20 protein-coding genes and 1 other RNA gene are annotated in these 18,372 nt (G+C 62.7%); 6 read left to right on the top strand and 15 right to left on the bottom strand.

Features of this window, described 5'->3' with window-relative positions:
- Nucleotides 1-65 precede the first annotated feature (65 nt).
- From gcvH to FH041_RS18245, 9 genes are all read right to left on the bottom strand, one after another.
- A complete protein-coding gene (gcvH, locus tag FH041_RS18285; RefSeq protein WP_028686751.1) occupies nt 66-449 on the bottom strand; it encodes a glycine cleavage system protein GcvH in 384 nt (127 codons plus the stop codon).
- A gap of 51 nt (nt 450-500) precedes the next feature.
- Entirely contained in the window at nt 501-1,583 is a 1,083-nt protein-coding gene (gene gcvT / locus FH041_RS18280) for a glycine cleavage system aminomethyltransferase GcvT (protein WP_028686752.1), read from the bottom strand.
- Nucleotides 1,584-1,718: 135 nt separating this feature from the next.
- Nucleotides 1,719-3,341: an iron ABC transporter permease gene (locus tag FH041_RS18275; RefSeq protein ID WP_028686753.1), complete on the bottom strand. Its 1,623-nt coding sequence runs from the start codon at nt 3,339-3,341 to the stop codon at nt 1,719-1,721.
- A gap of 74 nt (nt 3,342-3,415) precedes the next feature.
- Complete coding sequence (locus FH041_RS18270) at nt 3,416-4,417, bottom strand: extracellular solute-binding protein (RefSeq protein WP_140174925.1); 1,002 nt, start codon at nt 4,415-4,417, stop codon at nt 3,416-3,418.
- A gap of 142 nt (nt 4,418-4,559) precedes the next feature.
- Nucleotides 4,560-5,783, bottom strand: coding sequence for a 2-octaprenyl-3-methyl-6-methoxy-1,4-benzoquinol hydroxylase (locus FH041_RS18265; protein WP_028686755.1), 1,224 nt, complete (start codon nt 5,781-5,783; stop codon nt 4,560-4,562).
- 3 nt (nt 5,784-5,786) lie between these two features.
- Nucleotides 5,787-6,269 (bottom strand): DUF4442 domain-containing protein, encoded by a 483-nt coding sequence (locus FH041_RS18260; RefSeq protein ID WP_027913425.1) that lies wholly within the window; start codon nt 6,267-6,269, stop codon nt 5,787-5,789.
- Nucleotides 6,266-7,465, bottom strand: coding sequence for a 2-octaprenyl-6-methoxyphenyl hydroxylase (gene ubiH / locus FH041_RS18255; RefSeq protein ID WP_028686757.1), 1,200 nt, complete (start codon nt 7,463-7,465; stop codon nt 6,266-6,268). Before ubiH ends, FH041_RS18260 begins: the two co-directional genes overlap by 4 nt.
- Nucleotides 7,462-8,796, bottom strand: coding sequence for a Xaa-Pro aminopeptidase (gene pepP / locus FH041_RS18250; protein ID WP_028686758.1), 1,335 nt, complete (start codon nt 8,794-8,796; stop codon nt 7,462-7,464). The genes ubiH and pepP overlap by 4 nt, the downstream gene beginning before the upstream one ends.
- Before the next feature lie 19 nt (nt 8,797-8,815).
- Nucleotides 8,816-9,370: a YecA family protein gene (locus tag FH041_RS18245; protein WP_027913422.1), complete on the bottom strand. Its 555-nt coding sequence runs from the start codon at nt 9,368-9,370 to the stop codon at nt 8,816-8,818.
- Nucleotides 9,371-9,551: 181 nt separating this feature from the next.
- Here FH041_RS18245 and FH041_RS18240 point away from each other — a divergent pair, with 181 nt between their 5' ends.
- The 4 genes from FH041_RS18240 to FH041_RS18225 all read left to right on the top strand — a co-directional run bounded on the left by FH041_RS18240 (nt 9,552) and on the right by FH041_RS18225 (nt 10,935).
- On the top strand, nt 9,552-9,734 hold the full coding sequence (locus FH041_RS18240) for a TIGR02449 family protein (RefSeq protein WP_033693939.1): 183 nt from the start codon (nt 9,552-9,554) through the stop codon (nt 9,732-9,734).
- The gene (locus tag FH041_RS18235) at nt 9,731-10,051 is read left to right on the top strand and encodes a cell division protein ZapA (protein WP_023532287.1); all 321 of its coding nucleotides are present in this window, start codon (nt 9,731-9,733) and stop codon (nt 10,049-10,051) included. The genes FH041_RS18240 and FH041_RS18235 overlap by 4 nt, the downstream gene beginning before the upstream one ends.
- A 17-nt stretch (nt 10,052-10,068) precedes the next feature.
- Nucleotides 10,069-10,248, top strand: a non-coding RNA gene (ssrS, locus tag FH041_RS18230) — 6S RNA.
- Between the two features lie 78 nt (nt 10,249-10,326).
- Nucleotides 10,327-10,935, top strand: a complete 609-nt coding sequence (locus tag FH041_RS18225) for a 5-formyltetrahydrofolate cyclo-ligase (RefSeq protein ID WP_027913421.1) — start codon at nt 10,327-10,329, stop codon at nt 10,933-10,935.
- A 15-nt stretch (nt 10,936-10,950) separates the two neighbouring features.
- Here the strand turns inward: FH041_RS18225 and FH041_RS22830 are convergent, their stop codons facing one another.
- On the bottom strand, nt 10,951-11,103 hold the full coding sequence (locus FH041_RS22830; protein WP_023532702.1) for a hypothetical protein: 153 nt from the start codon (nt 11,101-11,103) through the stop codon (nt 10,951-10,953).
- A 178-nt stretch (nt 11,104-11,281) separates the two neighbouring features.
- On the opposite strand from FH041_RS22830, the gene FH041_RS18220 reads away from it, so the two are divergent.
- Nucleotides 11,282-11,731, top strand: coding sequence for an EVE domain-containing protein (locus FH041_RS18220; protein WP_049695304.1), 450 nt, complete (start codon nt 11,282-11,284; stop codon nt 11,729-11,731).
- A gap of 71 nt (nt 11,732-11,802) precedes the next feature.
- Here the strand turns inward: FH041_RS18220 and FH041_RS18215 are convergent, their stop codons facing one another.
- Complete coding sequence (locus FH041_RS18215) at nt 11,803-12,207, bottom strand: flagellar basal body-associated protein FliL (RefSeq protein ID WP_027913419.1); 405 nt, start codon at nt 12,205-12,207, stop codon at nt 11,803-11,805.
- Between the two features lie 158 nt (nt 12,208-12,365).
- Here FH041_RS18215 and FH041_RS18210 point away from each other — a divergent pair, with 158 nt between their 5' ends.
- Nucleotides 12,366-13,349, top strand: coding sequence for an NADPH:quinone oxidoreductase family protein (locus FH041_RS18210; RefSeq protein ID WP_049695303.1), 984 nt, complete (start codon nt 12,366-12,368; stop codon nt 13,347-13,349).
- Here FH041_RS18210 and FH041_RS18205 read toward each other — a convergent pair whose 3' ends face one another.
- The 4 genes from FH041_RS18205 to rho all read right to left on the bottom strand — a co-directional run bounded on the left by FH041_RS18205 (nt 13,350) and on the right by rho (nt 18,192).
- Complete coding sequence (locus tag FH041_RS18205) at nt 13,350-14,000, bottom strand: gamma-glutamylcyclotransferase (protein ID WP_027913417.1); 651 nt, start codon at nt 13,998-14,000, stop codon at nt 13,350-13,352.
- Nucleotides 14,001-14,266: 266 nt separating this feature from the next.
- A complete protein-coding gene (locus tag FH041_RS18200) occupies nt 14,267-15,235 on the bottom strand; it encodes a CDP-6-deoxy-delta-3,4-glucoseen reductase (protein WP_027913416.1) in 969 nt (322 codons plus the stop codon).
- The gene (gene ubiD / locus FH041_RS18195; RefSeq protein ID WP_028686760.1) at nt 15,235-16,701 is read right to left on the bottom strand and encodes a 4-hydroxy-3-polyprenylbenzoate decarboxylase; all 1,467 of its coding nucleotides are present in this window, start codon (nt 16,699-16,701) and stop codon (nt 15,235-15,237) included. Before ubiD ends, FH041_RS18200 begins: the two co-directional genes overlap by 1 nt.
- Before the next feature lie 231 nt (nt 16,702-16,932).
- On the bottom strand, nt 16,933-18,192 hold the full coding sequence (gene rho / locus FH041_RS18190) for a transcription termination factor Rho (protein WP_023532437.1): 1,260 nt from the start codon (nt 18,190-18,192) through the stop codon (nt 16,933-16,935).
- Nucleotides 18,193-18,372 lie beyond the last annotated feature (180 nt).

Genomic DNA, 18,372 nt, shown 5'->3' with positions numbered 1-18,372 from the left:
AAGCTCGCGCCGGGAGGTCTTCACCCCCTGGCTGCGAGTGCTCATGCCAGTGATGGCCGGACGGCTTACTCGCCGATCACGGCCTTGTAGCCAGCCGCATCCAGCAGTTTATCCAGATCAGCCTGGCTGCTCGGCTTGAGCTTGAAGATCCATGCGTCGTAGGGCTGCTCGTTCAGTTGCTCAGGGCTGTCAGCCAATGCCTCGTTGACGGCGATCACTTCGCCACTGACCGGGGCATAGATGTCGGAAGCGGCCTTGACCGACTCCACGACACCGGCCGCGTCGCCTGCGGTGAACACCTTGCCCACCTCGGCCAGCTCGACGAACACCACGTCACCCAGCGCTTGCTGGGCATGGTCACTGATGCCTACCGTGACGGTACCGTCGGTTTCCAGGCGGGCCCATTCATGGCTTTCGGCAAAACGAAGTTCGGCGGGGATATTGCTCATGTCTTGAATTCCTCGATTGGCTCAGCGGTACGCCCGCCGTTTGATGATGGATCAGATCAGAATCTTGCCATGGCGCACGAAAGTCGGCCTGACCACGCGCACCGGGTACCATTTGCCACGAATTTCCACTTCGGCCCGGTCGCCCGTGGCCATGGGGACGCGTGCCAGGGCAATGGACTTGCTCAGCGTAGGTGAGAAACTACCACTGGTGATCTCCCCTTCGCCAATCCCCGCCACACGGACCACCTGGTGGGCACGCAGTACACCGCGCTCTTCCAGTACCAAACCCACGAGCTTTTCCTGTACGCCCCGCTCGATTTCCGCCAACAATGCCGCGCGCCCGATGAAGTTTCGGCTCGCCGGCTCCCAGGCGATGCTCCAGCCCAGGTTGCACGACAACGGCGTGTGCTGCTCGTCGATGTCCTGCCCGTAAAGGTGCATGCCGGCTTCGAGCCGTAACGTGTCGCGAGCCCCCAAGCCGCTGGGTGCAATACCGGCGCCGACCAGGTCGTTGAAAAAGGTCACGGCCTGGTCACCCGGAAAGATCATCTCCAAGCCATCTTCGCCGGTGTAGCCGGTGCGCGCGATGAACCACTCCCCGTCCATCACGCCTTCGAACGGGCGTAGCGTGCGTATCAGCGCGGCCCGCGAGGCACTGACCAAAGCAGCTACCTTCTCGCGCGCGTTCGGGCCCTGAACGGCAAGAATGGCGAGGTCCGGACGAACCTGAACGTCGACGGCAAGCCCGTCACGCTGCTGGTCCAGCCACGCGAGCACCCGGGCTCGGGTAGCTGCGTTGGTGACCAGGCGGTAACCCGTCGCCGTGCGGTAGGCGATCAAGTCGTCGATCACCCCGCCCTGCTCATGCAACATGGGGCTGTAAAGTGCCTTGCCAACCTGATCGAGCCGGGCGACATCGTTAGCCAGCAACCGCTGCAACCAGGCCGTGGCCGCATCGCCCTTAATATCAATGACGGTCATGTGGGAAACGTCGAAGACCCCACAGTCACTGCGCACCTGGTGGTGCTCATCGACCTGCGAGCCATAATGCAGCGGCATGTCCCAGCCACCGAAATCGACCGTCTTGGCGCCAAGCGCCAGATGCAGGTCGTACAAAAGCGTGCGCTGTCCCATGGGTTTCTCCTTCCGGGCGTGGCGAAGCGGCAGCAGTGGAGGGCTCATGGCCTTCAGCTGTGTGAACAGCGTTGTTTTGATTGCCTGCTGCGCGAGTGCCGCGCATTGTAGCGGCAAGGGCGCACGCTGGCACCCTTAGCAGGAATGGCCGGGCCTGCGCGCCGAGCGGCGGATCAGGCCAATGACCGGCAGCAGCCCTACCACCACCAGCGTCAATGCTGGCAGCGACGCCCGCGCCCATTCACCCTCGCTGGTCATCTCGAACACCCGTACCGCCAGCGTATCCCAACCAAATGGGCGCATCAGCAGGGTTGCCGGCATTTCCTTCAGCACATCGACGAACACCAGCAACGACGCGCTCAGTGCGCCTGGCAACAGCAGCGGCAAGTACACCTTGATGAACAGCCCTACCCCGCCCACACCCAGGCTGCGTGATGCCTGCGGCAGCGAGGGACGAATCCGATCCAGGCTGCTCTCCAGCGGGCCGTATGCCACGGCGATGAAGCGAATGACATAGGCCAGCAGCAACGCCGCAAGGCTGCCCAGCAGCAATGGCCTGCCAGCGCCTCCCAACCAGCTGGACAGCGGCGCGACGACCTGACTGTCCAGGTAACTGAAGGCCAGCATGATCGACACCGCCAGTACCGAGCCGGGCAAGGCATAGCCCATGTTGGCAAGCCCTACGCCGATGCGGATACCCGGTGTAGGTGCCTGGCGACGGGCGAAGGCCAGCAGCAGCGCCACGCAGACCGTCACCAGCGCTGCAACGCCGCCCAGGTACAGGGTGTGGAGCACCAGGCCGATGTAGCGATCATCCAGATCATGGCGCCCGCGCTGCCAGAACCACACCAGCAGTTGCAGCAATGGGATGACAAATGCGCAGGCGAAGACCAACAGGCACCAGCCGCTGGCCATCAGCGCCTTGCCACCCTGCAGTCGGTACAGCGCCTGGCCTCTGGGGCGTTCACTGGCGCTGTGGTTGGCGCCCCGCGCACGGCGCTCACCGTACAGCACCAGCATGACGGCCAGCAGCAGCAAACTGGCCAATTGCGCAGCGCTGGACAGGCTGAAGAAGCCATACCAGGTCTTGTAGATGGCGGTCGTGAACGTGTCGAAATTGAAGACCGCCACGGCGCCGAAGTCAGCGAGGGTTTCCATCAGGGCCAAGGCGATACCCGCCCCAATGGCAGGCCGCGCCATGGGTAGGGCCACACGCCAGAATGCCTGCCAGGGGGAGAGCCCCAATACCCGGGCGGCCTCCATCAACCCTTTGCCCTGGGCAAGGAACGCTGTGCGTGCCAGCAGGTAAACATAGGGATAGAAGACCAGCACCAGCACGGTGATCACGCCGCCGGTGGAGCGCACCCGTGGCAGGCGCATGGGCCCGAAAGCCTCACGCAGGGCACTCTGCACTGGGCCGGCGAAGTCCAGCAAACCTACGAAGACGAAGGCCAGGACGTACGCCGGAATGGCGAACGGCAACATCAGCGCCCAATCCAGCCAGCGGCGGCCCGGAAACTCGCACAGGCTGGTGAGCCAGGCCAGGCTGACACCGAGCAAGGAGACGCCCAGACCGACCCCCACCACCAAGGTGGCGGTGTTACCCAGCAAGCGCCCCATCTGCGTGTCGAGCAGGTGGGACCAGATCTGCAGGTCGATCGACTGCCACGACAACAGCAGCACGCTCAGGGGCAGCAGCACGAGGCCAGCGATCAGGGTGACGGGGAGGTACCAACGACGACGGTGGGTGTAGGGCACTTTAGATCTCTATGACGGGCCGCAGCTCGACCCACGAAGAGGCCTTTGCAGGCCTCTCGAGCGGGATGTGGCGCTCAGTTCCAGCCGGCACGGTCCATCAGGCGGATGGCTTGGGCCTGTCGCTTGCCGGCCACTTCCACCGCAATGCTGTCGGCCTCGAAGTCGCCCCACGCGGCGACTTCGTCCGAAGGCTTGACCTGAGGGTTGGCCGGGAACTCCTGATTGAGGTCGGCGAACAACTTCTGCGCCTGTTCACCGGTCATCCATTCCACCAGTTTCGTTGCGGCCTCAGGATGAGGCGCGTGCTTGGTCAGGCCGATGCCGGAGAGGTTCACGTGCACGCCACGGTCTTGCTGGTTGGGCCAGAAAATCTTCACCGGCAGGTTAGGATTCTGCTTGTGCAGCCGGCCGTAGTAGTAGGTATTCACAACACCCACGTCGCACTGACCCGCCTCGACGGCCTGGATCACTGCGTTGTCATCCGAGAATACGTCGGTGGAGAGGTTGTTGACCCAACCCTTGACGATCTGCTCGGCCTTCGCTTCGCCGTGGCTTTCGATCAGGGTGGCGGTCAGGGACTGGTTGTACACCTTCTTCGCCGTGCGCAGGCACAGCCGACCTTCCCACTGCTTGTCTGCCAGGGCTTCATAGGTGCTGAGCTCCGACGGCTTGACCCGTTCGGTGGAGTAGATGATGGTACGCGCCCTCAGGCTCAGGCCGGTCCAGTCGTGGGACGAGGCACGGTACTGAGGCGGGATGTTGCGCTCGATGATGTCGGATCGGATCGGCTGCAGGATGCCCATCTGCTCTGCCTGCCACAGATTGCCTGCATCGACGGTGAGCAGAAGATCCGCCACACCGTGCTCGCCCTCGGCCTTGATGCGCTGCATCAGGGGAGCTTCCTTGTCGGTGATGAACTTGACCTTGACGCCGGTCTCGGCCGTGTAGGCGTCGAACACCGGCTTGATCAGCTCATCGATACGCGAGGAGTAGACCACGACCTCGTCAGCGGCCTGCACGGTACCACCGACAACGCTCAGGGCCAGGGCGGCCAGTAGGGACTTGCGTGGCAACATGGAAGGCGCTCCTCGATCGAATAGAGAGGCGCAGATGGTAGTGAATCCCATTTGAAGGCTCACCCCCATTGACGTTACTGGATGTTGCAATGTGCCAGGGCCCGCCACGCATCCGCTCTCGCCAACGCGCCAAGAGCAGCCTTTACACCTTGGCCAAATCCGGCAAATCGCCACTCAAGCCCAGTGCCTGTCGCACGAACACAGCCTTGGCCTCTGGCAGCTGCTCAACCAGCTTCAAGCCACTGTTGCGCAGCCAACGCAGCGGCAACTTGTCGGCCTGGAACAACCGCTCGAACCCTTCCATGGCTGCCATCAGCGCCAGGTTGTGCGGCATGCGACGACGCTCATAGCGGCTCAGCACCTTGACATCGGCCAGCCTTTCTCCGCGCTTGCAGGCATCCACCAGGACTTCGGCCAGTACCGCCGCGTCAAGGAACCCCAGGTTCACCCCCTGCCCTGCCAGCGGATGAATGGTGTGGGCCGCATCACCGATCAGCGCAAGGCCGGGTTCCACGTAGCGTTTTGCATGTCGCTGGCGCAGAGGTACGCACAGCCGCGGGTCAGCCTGCAGCACCGTCCCGAGGCGGCCTTCGAATGCACGCTCCAGCGCCTTGAGGAAGGCTGGCTCATCCAGCGCCATCAGCCGCTCGGCCTCGGCCGGCGTGGTTGACCACACGATCGAGCACCAGTCCTGTTTGCCGTCGCGGGTCAATGGCAGGAAGGCGAGCGGACCATCGTCGGTGAAACGCTGCCAGGCGGTGGCCTGGTGATCCTGAGCGCAACGCACGCTGGTGACGATGGCATGGTGCAAGTAGTCCCACTCGCGCGTTTCACAACCTGCCAGGCGGCGAACCGCGGAATGAGCACCGTCGGCTGCGACGACCAGCGGCGCACGCAGCTGCCGGCCGTCGTGCAGCGTCATCAGCCAGTCTTCGCCGGAATGGCGCAGCTGTTCCATGCGCGCATTGGGCAACAGGCCGATGTCGCTGTCGTGCAGGCGCTCGAGCAAGGCATCCTGGACCACTTTGTTCTCGACGATATGGCCCAGCACCTGCGCATGCACGCTGGCGGCGGAAAAGTGGATCTGCCCGGTGCCGCTGCCATCCCATACCTGCATATCCGAATAGGGCGTCGCGCGCCGCCGTGCGATGCCTTCCCAAGCCCCCAGGCGGTCGAGAATACGCTGGCTGGCGGCCGACAACGCGCTGACCCGCGGCTCGAACGGCCCCTGGGCGTCGAACGGCCTGACGGCCAGGGGACCGCCATCGAGCAGCAGCACCTGCAAACCGCTATGGCGCAAGGCGAGCGCCAGCGCGCTGCCGACCATACCGGCACCTACGATCAGAACATCTGCGCGTGTTTCCATGCCTTACGCCAGCCTCGCTTGCGGCTTGAGCCGCACGTATAGGGTTTTATCGACCCGCGCCACCAGTTCACCTGCGCCGTCGCGGATATCGACCTGCAAACGGGGCAGGCATTTCTTGCCGGTGGCGGTCTGCTGGCGGATGTCGTCCAGCAGCGCGTCATCGACATGGAACTCGGCATACACCGGGCCCTTGCCAGGGGTGATGAAATCGATGCTGGCGGCCTTGTCCCAGACGATGTAGTCGCGCCCCAGCCGTTCGATGAGCAAGAGCATGTAGAACGGATCGACCATGGCATAGAGGCTGCCACCGAACTGGGTGCCCACGTAATTGCGGTTCCAGCGGGTGAGTTTCATCGCCACCCGGATGCTGCGCATGTCAGGGCTGATGTGCTGCACACGGATACCGGCGCCCAAGTAGGGCGGATACAGGTTCAGCATCCAGCGCAGAACGCGCGCACGCCGGGCCAGTTTGCGCGGGTTGCTCATGCCTTGCCCCGTACATCGGAACGCGTACCCAGGCCCATGGCCTGGCGGGCGAACCAGCTTTTGGCCGGTGGAAGCAGGTCCAGGCCCAGCAAACCCAGGTTACGGCCCGCGGCGAGCAAAGGCTGGCCGCTGCCGAACAACCGTGTTACCTGATCGGAAAACCCGATGGTGAGCGTTTGATCCAGGCGCTGGCGCTTACCGTAAGCCCGCAAGGTCGCAAGGTCGCCTGGCCGCTGCGGCCCTGCAAGCAGCGCCTCGGCAAGGGACTGCACATCCCGCAGCGACAGGTTGAACCCCTGGCCTGCGATGGGGTGCAGGCTGTGTGCGGCGTTGCCCAGCACAACCAGGTGGGGGCGGATCTGCTCCTGCGCCTCGATCAGCGACAGCGGGTACAGGTGCCGCACGCCTACCTGGCGAAGGGTCCCCAGGCGGTAACCGAAGACGCCCTGCAATTCACGCAGGAAATTGCGCTCATCCATGTCGGCCAGGCGCTGCGCATCCATGCCCTGCCGTGTCCAGACCAGCGCGCAGCGGTTTTCCGGTAACGGCAGCAAGGCCATGGGACCGGCTTCGGTGAAGCGCTCGAAGGCCTGGCCGCGGTGAGGCTCGCCGGGGGTGATGTTGGCGATCAATGCACTCTGCTCATAAGGCGTGTGGCAGACGTGAATGCCCAGTTGCTCACGCAGCCCCGAGCGCCCACCATCGGCCAGCACCGCCAGGTCGCAGTCAATGTGCGTGTCGTCATTGAGGCGCAAGCGGTAACCGCCCTCTATAGCCTGCATCGACGTCACTTCGGCCGGGCAGCGCCAGCTGACCACATCCCTGTCCAGGCCCTGCCAGAGGCATTGCCCGAGCCAGGCATTCTCGACCACGTAGCCCAGGGCCGGAACACCTTCCTCCCTCGCGTCCAGGCGGGTGGCACCAAAGCGTCCTCGGTCCGAGACGTGAATCTGTGCGATCGGTTCAGCACGCCGCTCGATGGCAGGCCACAGGCCCAGTCGATCGTAGATCTGGCGGGTCCCGAACGACAGTGCCGAGGACCGCGCATCGTAGCTGGGCTGGAAGCTGTCGCCGGGGGCAAAGGGTTCGATGAGAAGGATTTTCCAACCACGCGCCTTGGCGCCTGCCTGCAGGGTCAGCGCCAGGCTGGCCCCAACCAGCCCGCCGCCGATGATAGCGAGATTCACCTGGGTCATAGGCTGGCCTGACGCGCGTCGTGCATCAACGCCTCGATCTCGGCGACGGTGCGGGGAACGCCCGATGTCAGGATTTCACAGCCTTGCCTGGTGACCACCACATCATCCTCGATCCGAATGCCGATGCCGCGCCATTTCTTGGCCACGCTTTCATTGTCGGCTGCTATGTAAATGCCGGGCTCGACCGTCAAGGCCATGCCTGGCTCGAGCACCCGCCACTCACCGCCCACCTTGTAATCGCCCACGTCATGCACATCCATGCCCAGCCAGTGGCCGGCACGGTGCATGTAGAACGCCCGGTACGCCTCGCTCTCGATCAACGACTGCACGTCACCCTTGAGCAGGCCCAGCTCAACCAGCCCTTCGGTGATCACCCGCACGGTGGCTTCATGGGCATGGTTCCAGTGCTTGCCCGGGGCGATTTCGGCAAACGCCGCTGCCTGGGCGCTCAGAACAAGCTCATAGATAGCCTTCTGCTCGGATGAAAACCGCCCACTGACGGGAAACGTGCGGGTGATGTCACTGGCATAGCAATCGATTTCGCAGCCCGCGTCGATCAGGACCAGGTCGCCCTCCTTGAGCGGCGCGTCGTTCTGCTGGTAGTGCAGGATGCAACCATTGCGCCCTGCGGCGACGATCGACCCATACGCCGGCATCTTTGCCCCGCCCTGGCGGAAGGCGTAATCGAGTTCGGCTTCAAGGCTGTACTCATGAAGGCCCGGGCGGCAAGCCTGCATCGCCCGCACATGGGCCTTGGCAGAAATCTCGGCGGCCGTGCGCATCACTTTCACTTCCGCCGCCGATTTATACAGGCGCATGTCGTGCAGCAGGTGATCCAGGGCAACGAATTCGTTCGGGGGCTGTGCACCGAGGCGGGCCTTGGAGCGAATCACGTTGATCCAGTCCATCAACCTGCGATCGAATTCGGGATTGCTGCCCATGGCGCTGTAGACGCGTTCGCGGCCTTCGATCAGCCCCGGCAGGATCTCGTCGATGTCGGCGATGGGAAACGCATCGTCAGCGCCAAAATCGCGCACCGCACCCTCCTGGCCGGCCCGCAAGCCGTCCCACAGCTCGCGCTCAGGGTTGCGCTCGCGGCAGAACATCACGTATTCGCCATGCTCGCGGCCAGGTATCAACGCAATCACCGCCTCGGGCTCGGGAAAACCACTGAGGTATTGAAAGTCGCTGTCCTGGCGGTACACGTGCTCGACATCACGGTTGCGGATGGCAACGGCGGCGGCAGGCAAGATGGCAATGCTGTTGGGGACCATCTGCGCCATCAGCGCCTTGCGTCGGCGGGCATATTCGGCCTTGGGAATGCGGCTCATGGGCAGACTACCCCGTGGTTCAGTGCAGAGAAGGCTTGGGCGCAGGCGCTGCAGGCTTGGCCAGTTCGGAAAACAGCAGCAACGGCGCGACGCGCAGGTATTCCATCACTTCCATGTAGTCGCTTTCGCCGTCTTCGGATTCTTCCAGCGCTTCCTGGACCTGGGAGATGGCCACCAGGTCCTGGAGCACTTCCTTGGCCTCGATGGACAGGTCCTTGCCACCGGCGTTCAGGCCGAAGCCTGTGATGAAACCCTGGCACCACTGCCCCAGGGCGGTGGCGCGATCGGTCAGCGCAGCGTCGTCGGACGGCAGCAGCAGCACGATGGCCATATCGTCGCTGGTAAGCTCGCCCTTGACCATTTCCTGCAGGCCAATCAGGGCATTACGCACAGCGTCTTGCGGTTCGGTTTCCAGCAACTGGGCCGCATCGGCCAGCCAGCCGTCGGCATCGAAGCCGGCGCCCGCACAGCTGCGGCCGATGAGCAGGCCGTGCAGTTCGGCGGGTGTGACGGGGTGGCCATTGCTGGAAAGCAGCATGGCGAAGGCAACGTAGGGCGATTGAGTATTGGGCATGGGCTGCTAGGCGCCGGAGGGCGCAATGACTAGAATGAAGGCCTTGTATCCTAGCACCGGCAGGCGCGCCAAGACCATCGGCACTGGCAGCCACGGCCCAGGGAGAGGCATCATCGCAAGATGAGTCAATGACGGAGCGAATCGAGTGCAACCCACGCAAGAGAACGACCTGCAGGCCCTGATGAGCCGATTCGAGCTGCTGATCGAGCGTGTCGAGCAACTTAAACGGCAAAATGCACTCCTAGTAGCTCAGGAAAAGTCCTGGCGCGAAGAGCGCGCCCACCTCATCGAAAAGAACGAGATCGCCAGACGCAAGGTCGAGTCGATGATCTTGCGTCTCAAGGCCCTGGAGCAAGACTCATGAGTTCAAGCAATAGCGTCACCGTGCAGATCCTCGACAAGGAATACTCGATCATCTGCCCGCCCGAAGAGCGCAACAATCTGGTCAGTGCAGCTCACTACCTGGACAGCAAGATGCGCGAGATTCGCAGCAGCGGCAAGGTGATCGGTGCCGACCGCATCGCGGTCATGGCGGCGTTGAACATTACCCACGAGATGCTCCATCGCCAGGAAGACCGCAGCGCTGCTCCGGCCGGCGGGGCCACGCGCGAGCAGGTGCGCGATTTGCTGGACCGGGTCGACCAGGCGCTGTCCGACGAGACGGGTACCAAAAAAAACTGAGGTTGTTATACTGGCGCCACTCCCTGGTGGATGCGCCAGTCGGTTATGTCCCTGAGCCGATACGCACAACCACGGGGGTTGCACGCTGGGGCAGGTGTGCATGTCCGCTCGACGGAAAGCCTTAATGTCCCCTGCAATCTCCACCTTGAACTTTCGGGTTCAAGGGCTACACCGATAGCGGTCTTATCGGGGAGCCCGAATTCCTTTGCCCGCCTCCCGGCGGGCAAATCGTTTTGGCCAACAGCAATGGCCAGCACCCTCGGATCGCCCGTGCCATGACCGACACCGCGACGCTCACCCGCCCTCAACTTCGCAGGCACTTGCGCAATGCGCGCAGGGCGCTCACGCCCGCGCAACAGCGTCAGGCCGCTGCGGGCCTGTACCGTCTGCTGGCACAGCACCCGCTCTTTCGCAAGGCCAGGCATATCGCCTTGTACCTGCCCAACGATGGCGAGATCGACCCTGCATTGCTGCTGCGCGAGGCGCAGCGACGCGGCAAGCGCACCTACTTGCCGGTGCTGCATCCATGGCCACGCACCCGCATGGTGTTTCAGCGATTCGAGAAGGGCGAGAAACTCACGCCCAACCGGTTCCGAATCCCTGAGCCGACCACCGACCGCAGGCGTCAACGCCCCGTGTGGGCACTGGACCTGATTCTGCTGCCCCTGGTGGGCTTCGACGACGCGGGAGGGCGACTGGGCATGGGAGGTGGCTTCTATGATCGCAGCCTGGCTTACCTGGCTCGCCGGCAGACCTGGAAAAAACCACGGCTGCTGGGCTTGGCGCATGAGTGCCAGAAGGTCGAACGGCTAGCACAGGCCAGCTGGGACGTACCTTTGCAGGGAACGGTCTCGGATCGTCACTGGTACGTGGCACCACGCTGAGCGGTGCCGGGAGGGTCAGCGTTGCGCCTGACCGGCTTCGTACGGCATCTGGTAGGCGTTATCCAGCTTGCGCTCCCAGATCCCCTGCGCATAACCGGTGGTAACCACACCCAAGCCAAAGATGAACACCAGGACCCACAGTAGGTCCGGCTTTTTACGTTGATTCATCGACGATTGCCCCCCAGGCAAACTGTTCAGTGCTCGGCGACTTCTGGGTCGTACCTGAGCATCGCACCTCAAACGGGGCGCATTCTCCGACAACCTGAGCCACCACGCAAACGTTGACGTCAACCAGTCGTCGGTTTGATTGAACGAGTTATTTCAAAGCATTTCTGGAGCAAACAACATGGCCTATTGGCTGATGAAGTCCGAGCCCGACGAACTGTCCATCGAAGGTTTGGCTCACCTTGGCGAAGCCCGCTGGGACGGTGTGCGTAACTATCAGGCGCGCAATTTCCTGCGTGCGATGAGCGCGGGGGACATGTTCTTCTTCTACCATTCCAGCTGCCCTCAACCTGGCATCGCCGGCATTGCCAAGGTCATCCGCGCAGCCTATCCGGACCCCACTGCGCTGGACACGCAGAGCCCTTACCACGATGCCAAGGCCACGCCCGACAAGAACCCGTGGAGCGCGGTAGACGTGGCTCACGTGCGGACACTGCCACGCGTGCTTGAGCTGGGCTGGTTGAAACAACAGCCAGCCCTCGCCGAACTGGCGCTGGTGCAAAAGGGCAGCCGCCTGTCGGTCATGCCGGTAACGGCCGAGCAATGGACTGCCATCCTGCCGATGGATTGAGGCACCTGCCCCGCTCCGACATTCCCATGAAACCCAGCCTTCAGTGGCTGACCGAAGACCGGGTTAGCCGCTCACTGGACGATCAGGTTGTTGAACAGCAGGTCCTCGACGATCGGCTTGCCCTCTTCGGTCTCCATCACCTGCTGAACCTGCTTGAGCGCCTCCTGGCGCAAATGCTCCTTGGCCTCCACATTACTCATGCTGTCCACGGTCTGCTGGGTAAACAGTGCGACGAGCTGGTTGCGGATCAGCGGTTCATGGTGCTGTACCGCCTTGGCGGCCTCATCCCCGGTCACTCGCAACGCGACATCGGCCTTGAACACCCGCAACCGCGGACCACCATCGAGCGCATAGTTACCTACGAACGGCGGTGTCAGCGTGATATAGGCCACCTTGGGCGCGCCCTCCTTGGCCTCTTCGGCCACGGCTGCGGCGGGTAACACCAGTGCCAACACCATCAATATCCACGCTTTCACGAAATCGCTCCTCTATTCAGGTGGCGCCAGCTTAACCAGCACATCATTCAAACCCAAGCCTGGGCTTATGCCGGCTCATCAGGACAAGCCATGCTCGTTGACCCGACTGGCGGCCCTCCTACACTTATCGGCCATTACCCGCAAAGGAATAGGCCACGATGAAAGCGCTGCTCTGCAAGCACCTGGGCCCGGCCCGCGACCTGGTCCTGGAAGACGTGCCCAGCCCAACGCCCAAGCCCAACGAAGTGCTGCTGGACGTGCAGGCGGCAGGGGTCAACTTTCCCGATACCCTGATCATAGAAGGCAAATACCAGTTTCAGCCGCCCTTGCCCTTTTCTCCGGGTGGAGAGGCGGCGGGCACGGTCGCAGCCGTCGGCGCCAAGGTGGACGCCTTCAAGGTGGGTGACCGCGTCATGGCGCTGACCGGCTGGGGTGCTTTCGCCGAGCAAGTGGCAGCGCCCGCCTACAACGTAATGCCCGTGCCAGCCGGCATGGACTTCATTACCGCCGCCGCATTCGGTATGACCTACGGCACCTCGATGCACGCCTTGCGCCAGCGCGGTCGATTGCAAGCCGGCGAAACCTTGCTGGTATTGGGTGCGTCCGGCGGGGTGGGCCTGGCAGCGGTTGAGATCGGCAAGGCCATGGGGGCGCGGGTTATCGCGGCTGCCAGCAGCGCGCAAAAGCTCGCGGTGGCCCGTGCCGCCGGTGCTGATGATCTGATCGACTACAGCCAGGAAAATCTGCGCGAGGCCATCAAGCGCCTGACCGATGGCAAGGGTGTGGATGTGATTTACGATCCGGTCGGCGGCGAGCTGTTCGAGCACGCCGTGAGGGGCCTGGCGTGGAACGGTAGGCTGTTGGTGGTAGGTTTTGCCAGCGGCAGCATTCCCCAATTGGCAGCCAACCTGGTGCTGCTCAAGGGGGCGGCGGTGCTGGGCGTGTTCTGGGGCGCGTTTGCACAGCGCCAACCGGAGGATAACGCAGCCAACTTCAAGCAGCTGTTTGCCTGGCACGCGCAGGGCAAATTGAAGCCGCTCGTCTCACAAACCTACACCCTGGCCGACGCGGGTACGGCCATCGAAACACTGGGCCAGCGCCAGGCGGTCGGCAAGCTGGTGGTGGTGCCGCCCGGCACCTGATCACCGTTCGCGCAGGTCATGACAGCGCCTGAAGCGCGCCTCCAGGTTGCGATCAGGCATGTGATGGCTGCGCAGGGCGTGAAGGGTCTGCTCGACATAATCACGCGTGGTGCCATACCGCCCTTTAGCGCTGGCCAGTATGTGGCTGAGCACGTTATCCGGCAGATTGCCCGCATAGCAAGGCAGATGCCGCTCCAGCACGAAGCCCAGGGCCTGTACCTTGCTGCCATCGTCGAGCCGGCAGTTGAGCCAATGCGGGCGGTAGGCCGGGTAAGGCATTTCGCGCTGCCACAGGGCACGAAGCGACGCATCGAGGGTGGCATCGTCCAGCCTGTAGGCAAAGCCGCTGCACGAGCCGCCTCGATCCAGACCGAACACCAAACCTGGGGTTTCAGGCGTGCCACGGTGCTCGTGCGACCACAGGTACAAGCCCCGGTGGTAACCGTGCACCCGCGCACGTCGACGCTCCACCGCGCTGCACTCGGGCCGCCAGATCAAGGAGCCATAGGCGAACAGCCACACTGGCCCGCCCTGGTGACGGGACATGGCGGCTTGCATGGAGTGATGCAGTTGCTCGTGGGTCAGTTGCTGACCAAAATCGAGCGAAGGGGGGTATGGGACTTGCCAGGATGAACGTTCGAGCGCCGACATAAGCTGCCGCTATGATTCCCTGTGAACAAAGCATGTAACGTGGCCGAGCCTGATGCGTTAGCCACTGGGTCGTTGACCAGAGCCCTCAGGCAAGTCATTTACGGCAGTCGCGCCAGGCGGTGTATAAGCTAAGTCAGGGCAAGGGGCTGAACAAGTGCATGCAGAGCTTTTCACGCCAGGCGCCGACGACCGGCCGTGCAGCGCGTCAAGTGCGTACGGGGTGGCGCGGGCAGCCTGACGGGCGCCGCGCACCGCGAGGGGATGCTTCAGCCGCGAGGCGCGTAAGCGAACACGTCCGCACGCATGCGGTGCGCATCCATGCCGGCGTCCACCAGCGCATCGAGCGTGGCGTAGATCATGTTCGGCGAGCCACTGGCGTACACGTGTACGCCGTTGAGGTCGGCAATGTCCTCGCAAACCGCTTCGTGCAGCATCCCACAACGGCCCTCCCAGCCACACAGGTCGCTAACCACCTGGTGCAGGGACAGGTTGGGCAGACTCAGCCACTGATCCCAATGCTCGATCTGATAGAAGTCTTCCGGGCGTCGTACGCCCCAGTACAAGTGAACAGGGTGTTTGAAGCCCTGAGCGCGGCAGTGTTCCACAAGGCTGTGCATCTGCCCCATGCCGGTACCGGCGGCGATCAGCACCAAGGGGCCGTCGGGCAGTTCGGCCAAGTGGGTATCGCCGAAGGGCATTTCGATACGAGCCAAGCGCTCGCGCTGCAATTGCTCGATCAACTGCACGGCGCTGGGCTCGCGCGCCAGCACGTGCAATTCAAGCTCGCGCCCTGCATGGGGAGCGGAGGCCAGCGAAAAAGCGGCCGGCTTGCCCGCTTCACGTTCGATCATCAAATACTGCCCGGCATGGTAGCGCGGCGGCTTGCCCGCAGGCGCCAACAGGCGCACGCGCCAAACGTCGCCACCCACTTCACGGCATTCACTGACCGTGCAGGTCAGCTTGCGCACCGGCAGCTCGCCCAAGGCCAGCACGCCGTCCCATAGCAGGATGCAATCTTCGAGCGGCTCGGCGATGCAGGTGAACAATTCGCCATGGTCCCGGACTTCTCCGTTCTGGCGCACACTGCCTTCGACCAGCAACGCAGCGCAGACATGACAGTTGCCATTACGGCAGCTGTTGGGGCAGTCATAACCCAGCCGACGCGCACCTTCCAGGATCCGTTCCCCGGGCTCTAGCGTCAGCACTGCTCCGGACGGCTGCAACGTTACCTGCATCAATCTATTCCCAACTGATCCCACAGCTCATCGATACGCCGGGTGACGGCTTCGTCCTTGACGATGACCCGCCCCCACTCGCGTGTAGTCTCGCCCGGCCACTTGTGCGTGGCATCCAGGCCCATTTTCGATCCCAGCCCCGACACTGGAGAGGCAAAGTCCAGGTAGTCGATCGGCGTGTTGTCGATCATCACCGTATCACGCTTGGGGTCCATGCGTGTGGTGATGGCCCAGATCACGTCGTTCCAGTCGCGGGCGTTGATGTCGTCGTCGGTCACGATAACGAACTTGGTGTACATGAACTGTCGCAGGAACGACCACACACCCAGCATCACGCGCTTGGCATGCCCCGGGTACTGCTTCTTCATGGTCACCACCGCCATGCGGTAGGAGCACCCCTCCGGTGGCAGGTAGAAATCGACGATTTCCGGGAACTGTTTCTGCAGGATCGGCACGAACACTTCGTTCAGCGCCACGCCAAGAATCGCCGGTTCATCCGGCGGCCGACCGGTGTAGGTGCTGTGATAGATAGGGTTTTGCCGGTGGGTGATGCGTTCGACGGTGAACACCGGGAAGCTGTCCACTTCGTTGTAGTAACCGGTATGGTCCCCATAGGGGCCTTCAGGCGCCATCTCGCCTGGGTGGATTACCCCTTCGAGGATGATCTCGGCCGTGGCCGGCACCTGCAGATTGCTGCCGCGGCACTTGACCAGCTCAGTGCGATTACCCCGCAACAGGCCCGCGAAGGCGTATTCGGAAAGCGTATCGGGCACTGGGGTCACTGCACCCAGGATAGTGGCAGGGTCTGCCCCCAACGCCACGGCCACTGGGAACGGCTGGCCGGGATTTTTTTCACACCACTCACGGTAGTCCAGGGCGCCGCCACGGTGGCTGAGCCAACGCATGATCACTTTGTTGCGGCCAATTACCTGCTGCCGGTAGATGCCCAGGTTCTGGCGATCCTTGTTCGGGCCGCGCGTGACGGTCAGGCCCCAGGTGATCAGCGGTGCCACATCGCCCGGCCAGCAGTGCTGGATCGGCAATGCGCCAAGGTCCACGTCCTCTCCTTCGAGCACCACTTCCTGGCAAACGGCGTCCTTGACCACCTTCGGCGCCATCGATACCACTTTCTTGAAGATCGGCAGCTTGGACCAGGCGTCCTTGAGCCCTTTCGGGGGTTCAGGCTCCTTGAGAAACGCCAGAAGCTTACCGATCTCGCGCAGCTCATCGACCGACTCGGCACCCATGCCCATGGCCACCCGCTCAGGCGTGCCGAACAGGTTGCCCAGCACGGGAATGTCGAAGCCGGTCGGCTTTTCGAACAACAGCGCAGGGCCTTTGGCACGCAGCGTGCGATCGCAGACCTCGGTCATTTCCAGCACTGGGGAGATCGGGACCTGGATGCGCTTGAGCTCGCCGCGCTGTTCCAGGCCACGAATGAAGTCGCGCAAGTCGCGATACTGCATGCATGAGCCTCGTGTTGGCCGTATCGGTCGGGGGTTCAGAGTGTAGCGCCGTTCAGAGCGCAATGGTCAAAACTGATCAGGGCCGCGTCGCGTCCCATCGCAGCCGGTCCGACGTCCCGGCAAAGCCGTTCTTACAGGATTACGCTATCCCTGTAGGAACGGCCTTGCAAAGGCATCGGACCAGCCGCGATGGGCTGCGAAGCGGCCCCATTCGATCTAGACCTGAAACGCTTACTTGCGCTTCATCGACAGGAAGAACTCGTCGTTGGTCTTGGTCTGCTTGAGCTTGTCGACCAGGAACTCGATGGCAGCGATTTCGTCCATCGGGTGCAACAGCTTGCGCAGGATCCACATGCGCTGCAGTTCGTCGTCGGCGGTCAGCAGCTCTTCGCGGCGAGTACCCGAACGGTTGATGTTGATGGCAGGGAACACACGCTTTTCAGCGATACGACGGTCCAGGGGCAGTTCCATGTTGCCGGTGCCCTTGAATTCCTCGTAGATCACCTCGTCCATCTTCGAACCGGTTTCGACCAGCGCGGTGGCGATGATGGTCAGCGAACCGCCTTCCTCGATGTTACGGGCGGCACCGAAGAAGCGCTTGGGCTTCTCCAGGGCGTGAGCGTCGACACCACCGGTCAGCACTTTGCCCGAGCTTGGAATGACCGTGTTATAGGCACGTGCCAGACGGGTGATGGAGTCGAGCAGGATGACCACGTCCTTCTTGTGCTCGACCAGGCGCTTGGCCTTCTCGATGACCATTTCGGCCACTTGCACGTGACGGGTTGGCGGCTCGTCGAAGGTGGAGGCAACCACTTCGCCGCGTACGGTACGCTGCATCTCGGTCACTTCTTCCGGGCGCTCGTCGATTAGCAGAACGATCAGGTGGCACTCGGGATTGTTACGCGTGATGTTGGCTGCGATGTTCTGCAGCATGATGGTCTTGCCCGCCTTGGGCGGGGCGACGATCAGGCCACGCTGGCCCTTGCCGATCGGGGCGCACAGGTCGATGACCCGGCCGGTCAGGTCTTCGGTGGAGCCGTTGCCGGCTTCCATCTTCAGGCGCTTGTTGGGGAACAGCGGCGTCAGGTTCTCGAACAGGATCTTGTTCTTGGCGTTTTCCGGCCGGTCGAAGTTGATGGTATCGACCTTCAACAGGGCGAAGTAACGCTCCCCTTCCTTCGGCGGGCGGATCTTGCCAACGATGGTATCGCCGGTACGCAGGTTGAAGCGGCGGATCTGGCTAGGCGAAACGTAGATATCGTCAGGGCCGGCCAGGTAGGACGCATCAGCAGAACGCAGGAAACCGAAACCATCCTGGAGAATCTCCAGCACGCCGTCACCCGAGATCTCTTCGCCGCTTTTCGCATGCTTTTTCAGCAGGGAGAAAATCACGTCCTGTTTGCGCGAACGGGCCATGTTCTCGATGCCCATTTGTTCGGCCATTTCCAAAAGATCGGTAATCGGCTTTTGCTTGAGTTCAGTCAGGTTCATAAGGGGAATGACGTAATCATGTAAGAAGGGAGAATTAAGCTTCTGGCTTAATGAAGCCGCGCCGCTAGATGGCGAAAGGATCGCGTACTGATTCGAATTGGGGATGCTTCGGCGACGGCATGTAGAGGGCACTGAAGAAGCAGTGCGAGGCCGAATGTAACACTTGCTTTTTTGTGCGTC

This window comes from Pseudomonas sp. SWI7 (genome assembly GCF_006351945.1).
GTDB classification, from domain to species: domain Bacteria; phylum Pseudomonadota; class Gammaproteobacteria; order Pseudomonadales; family Pseudomonadaceae; genus Aquipseudomonas; species Aquipseudomonas fulva.
Note: the sequence above shows the minus strand (reverse complement) of the source record. Positions and strands in the feature narration are given on the sequence as shown.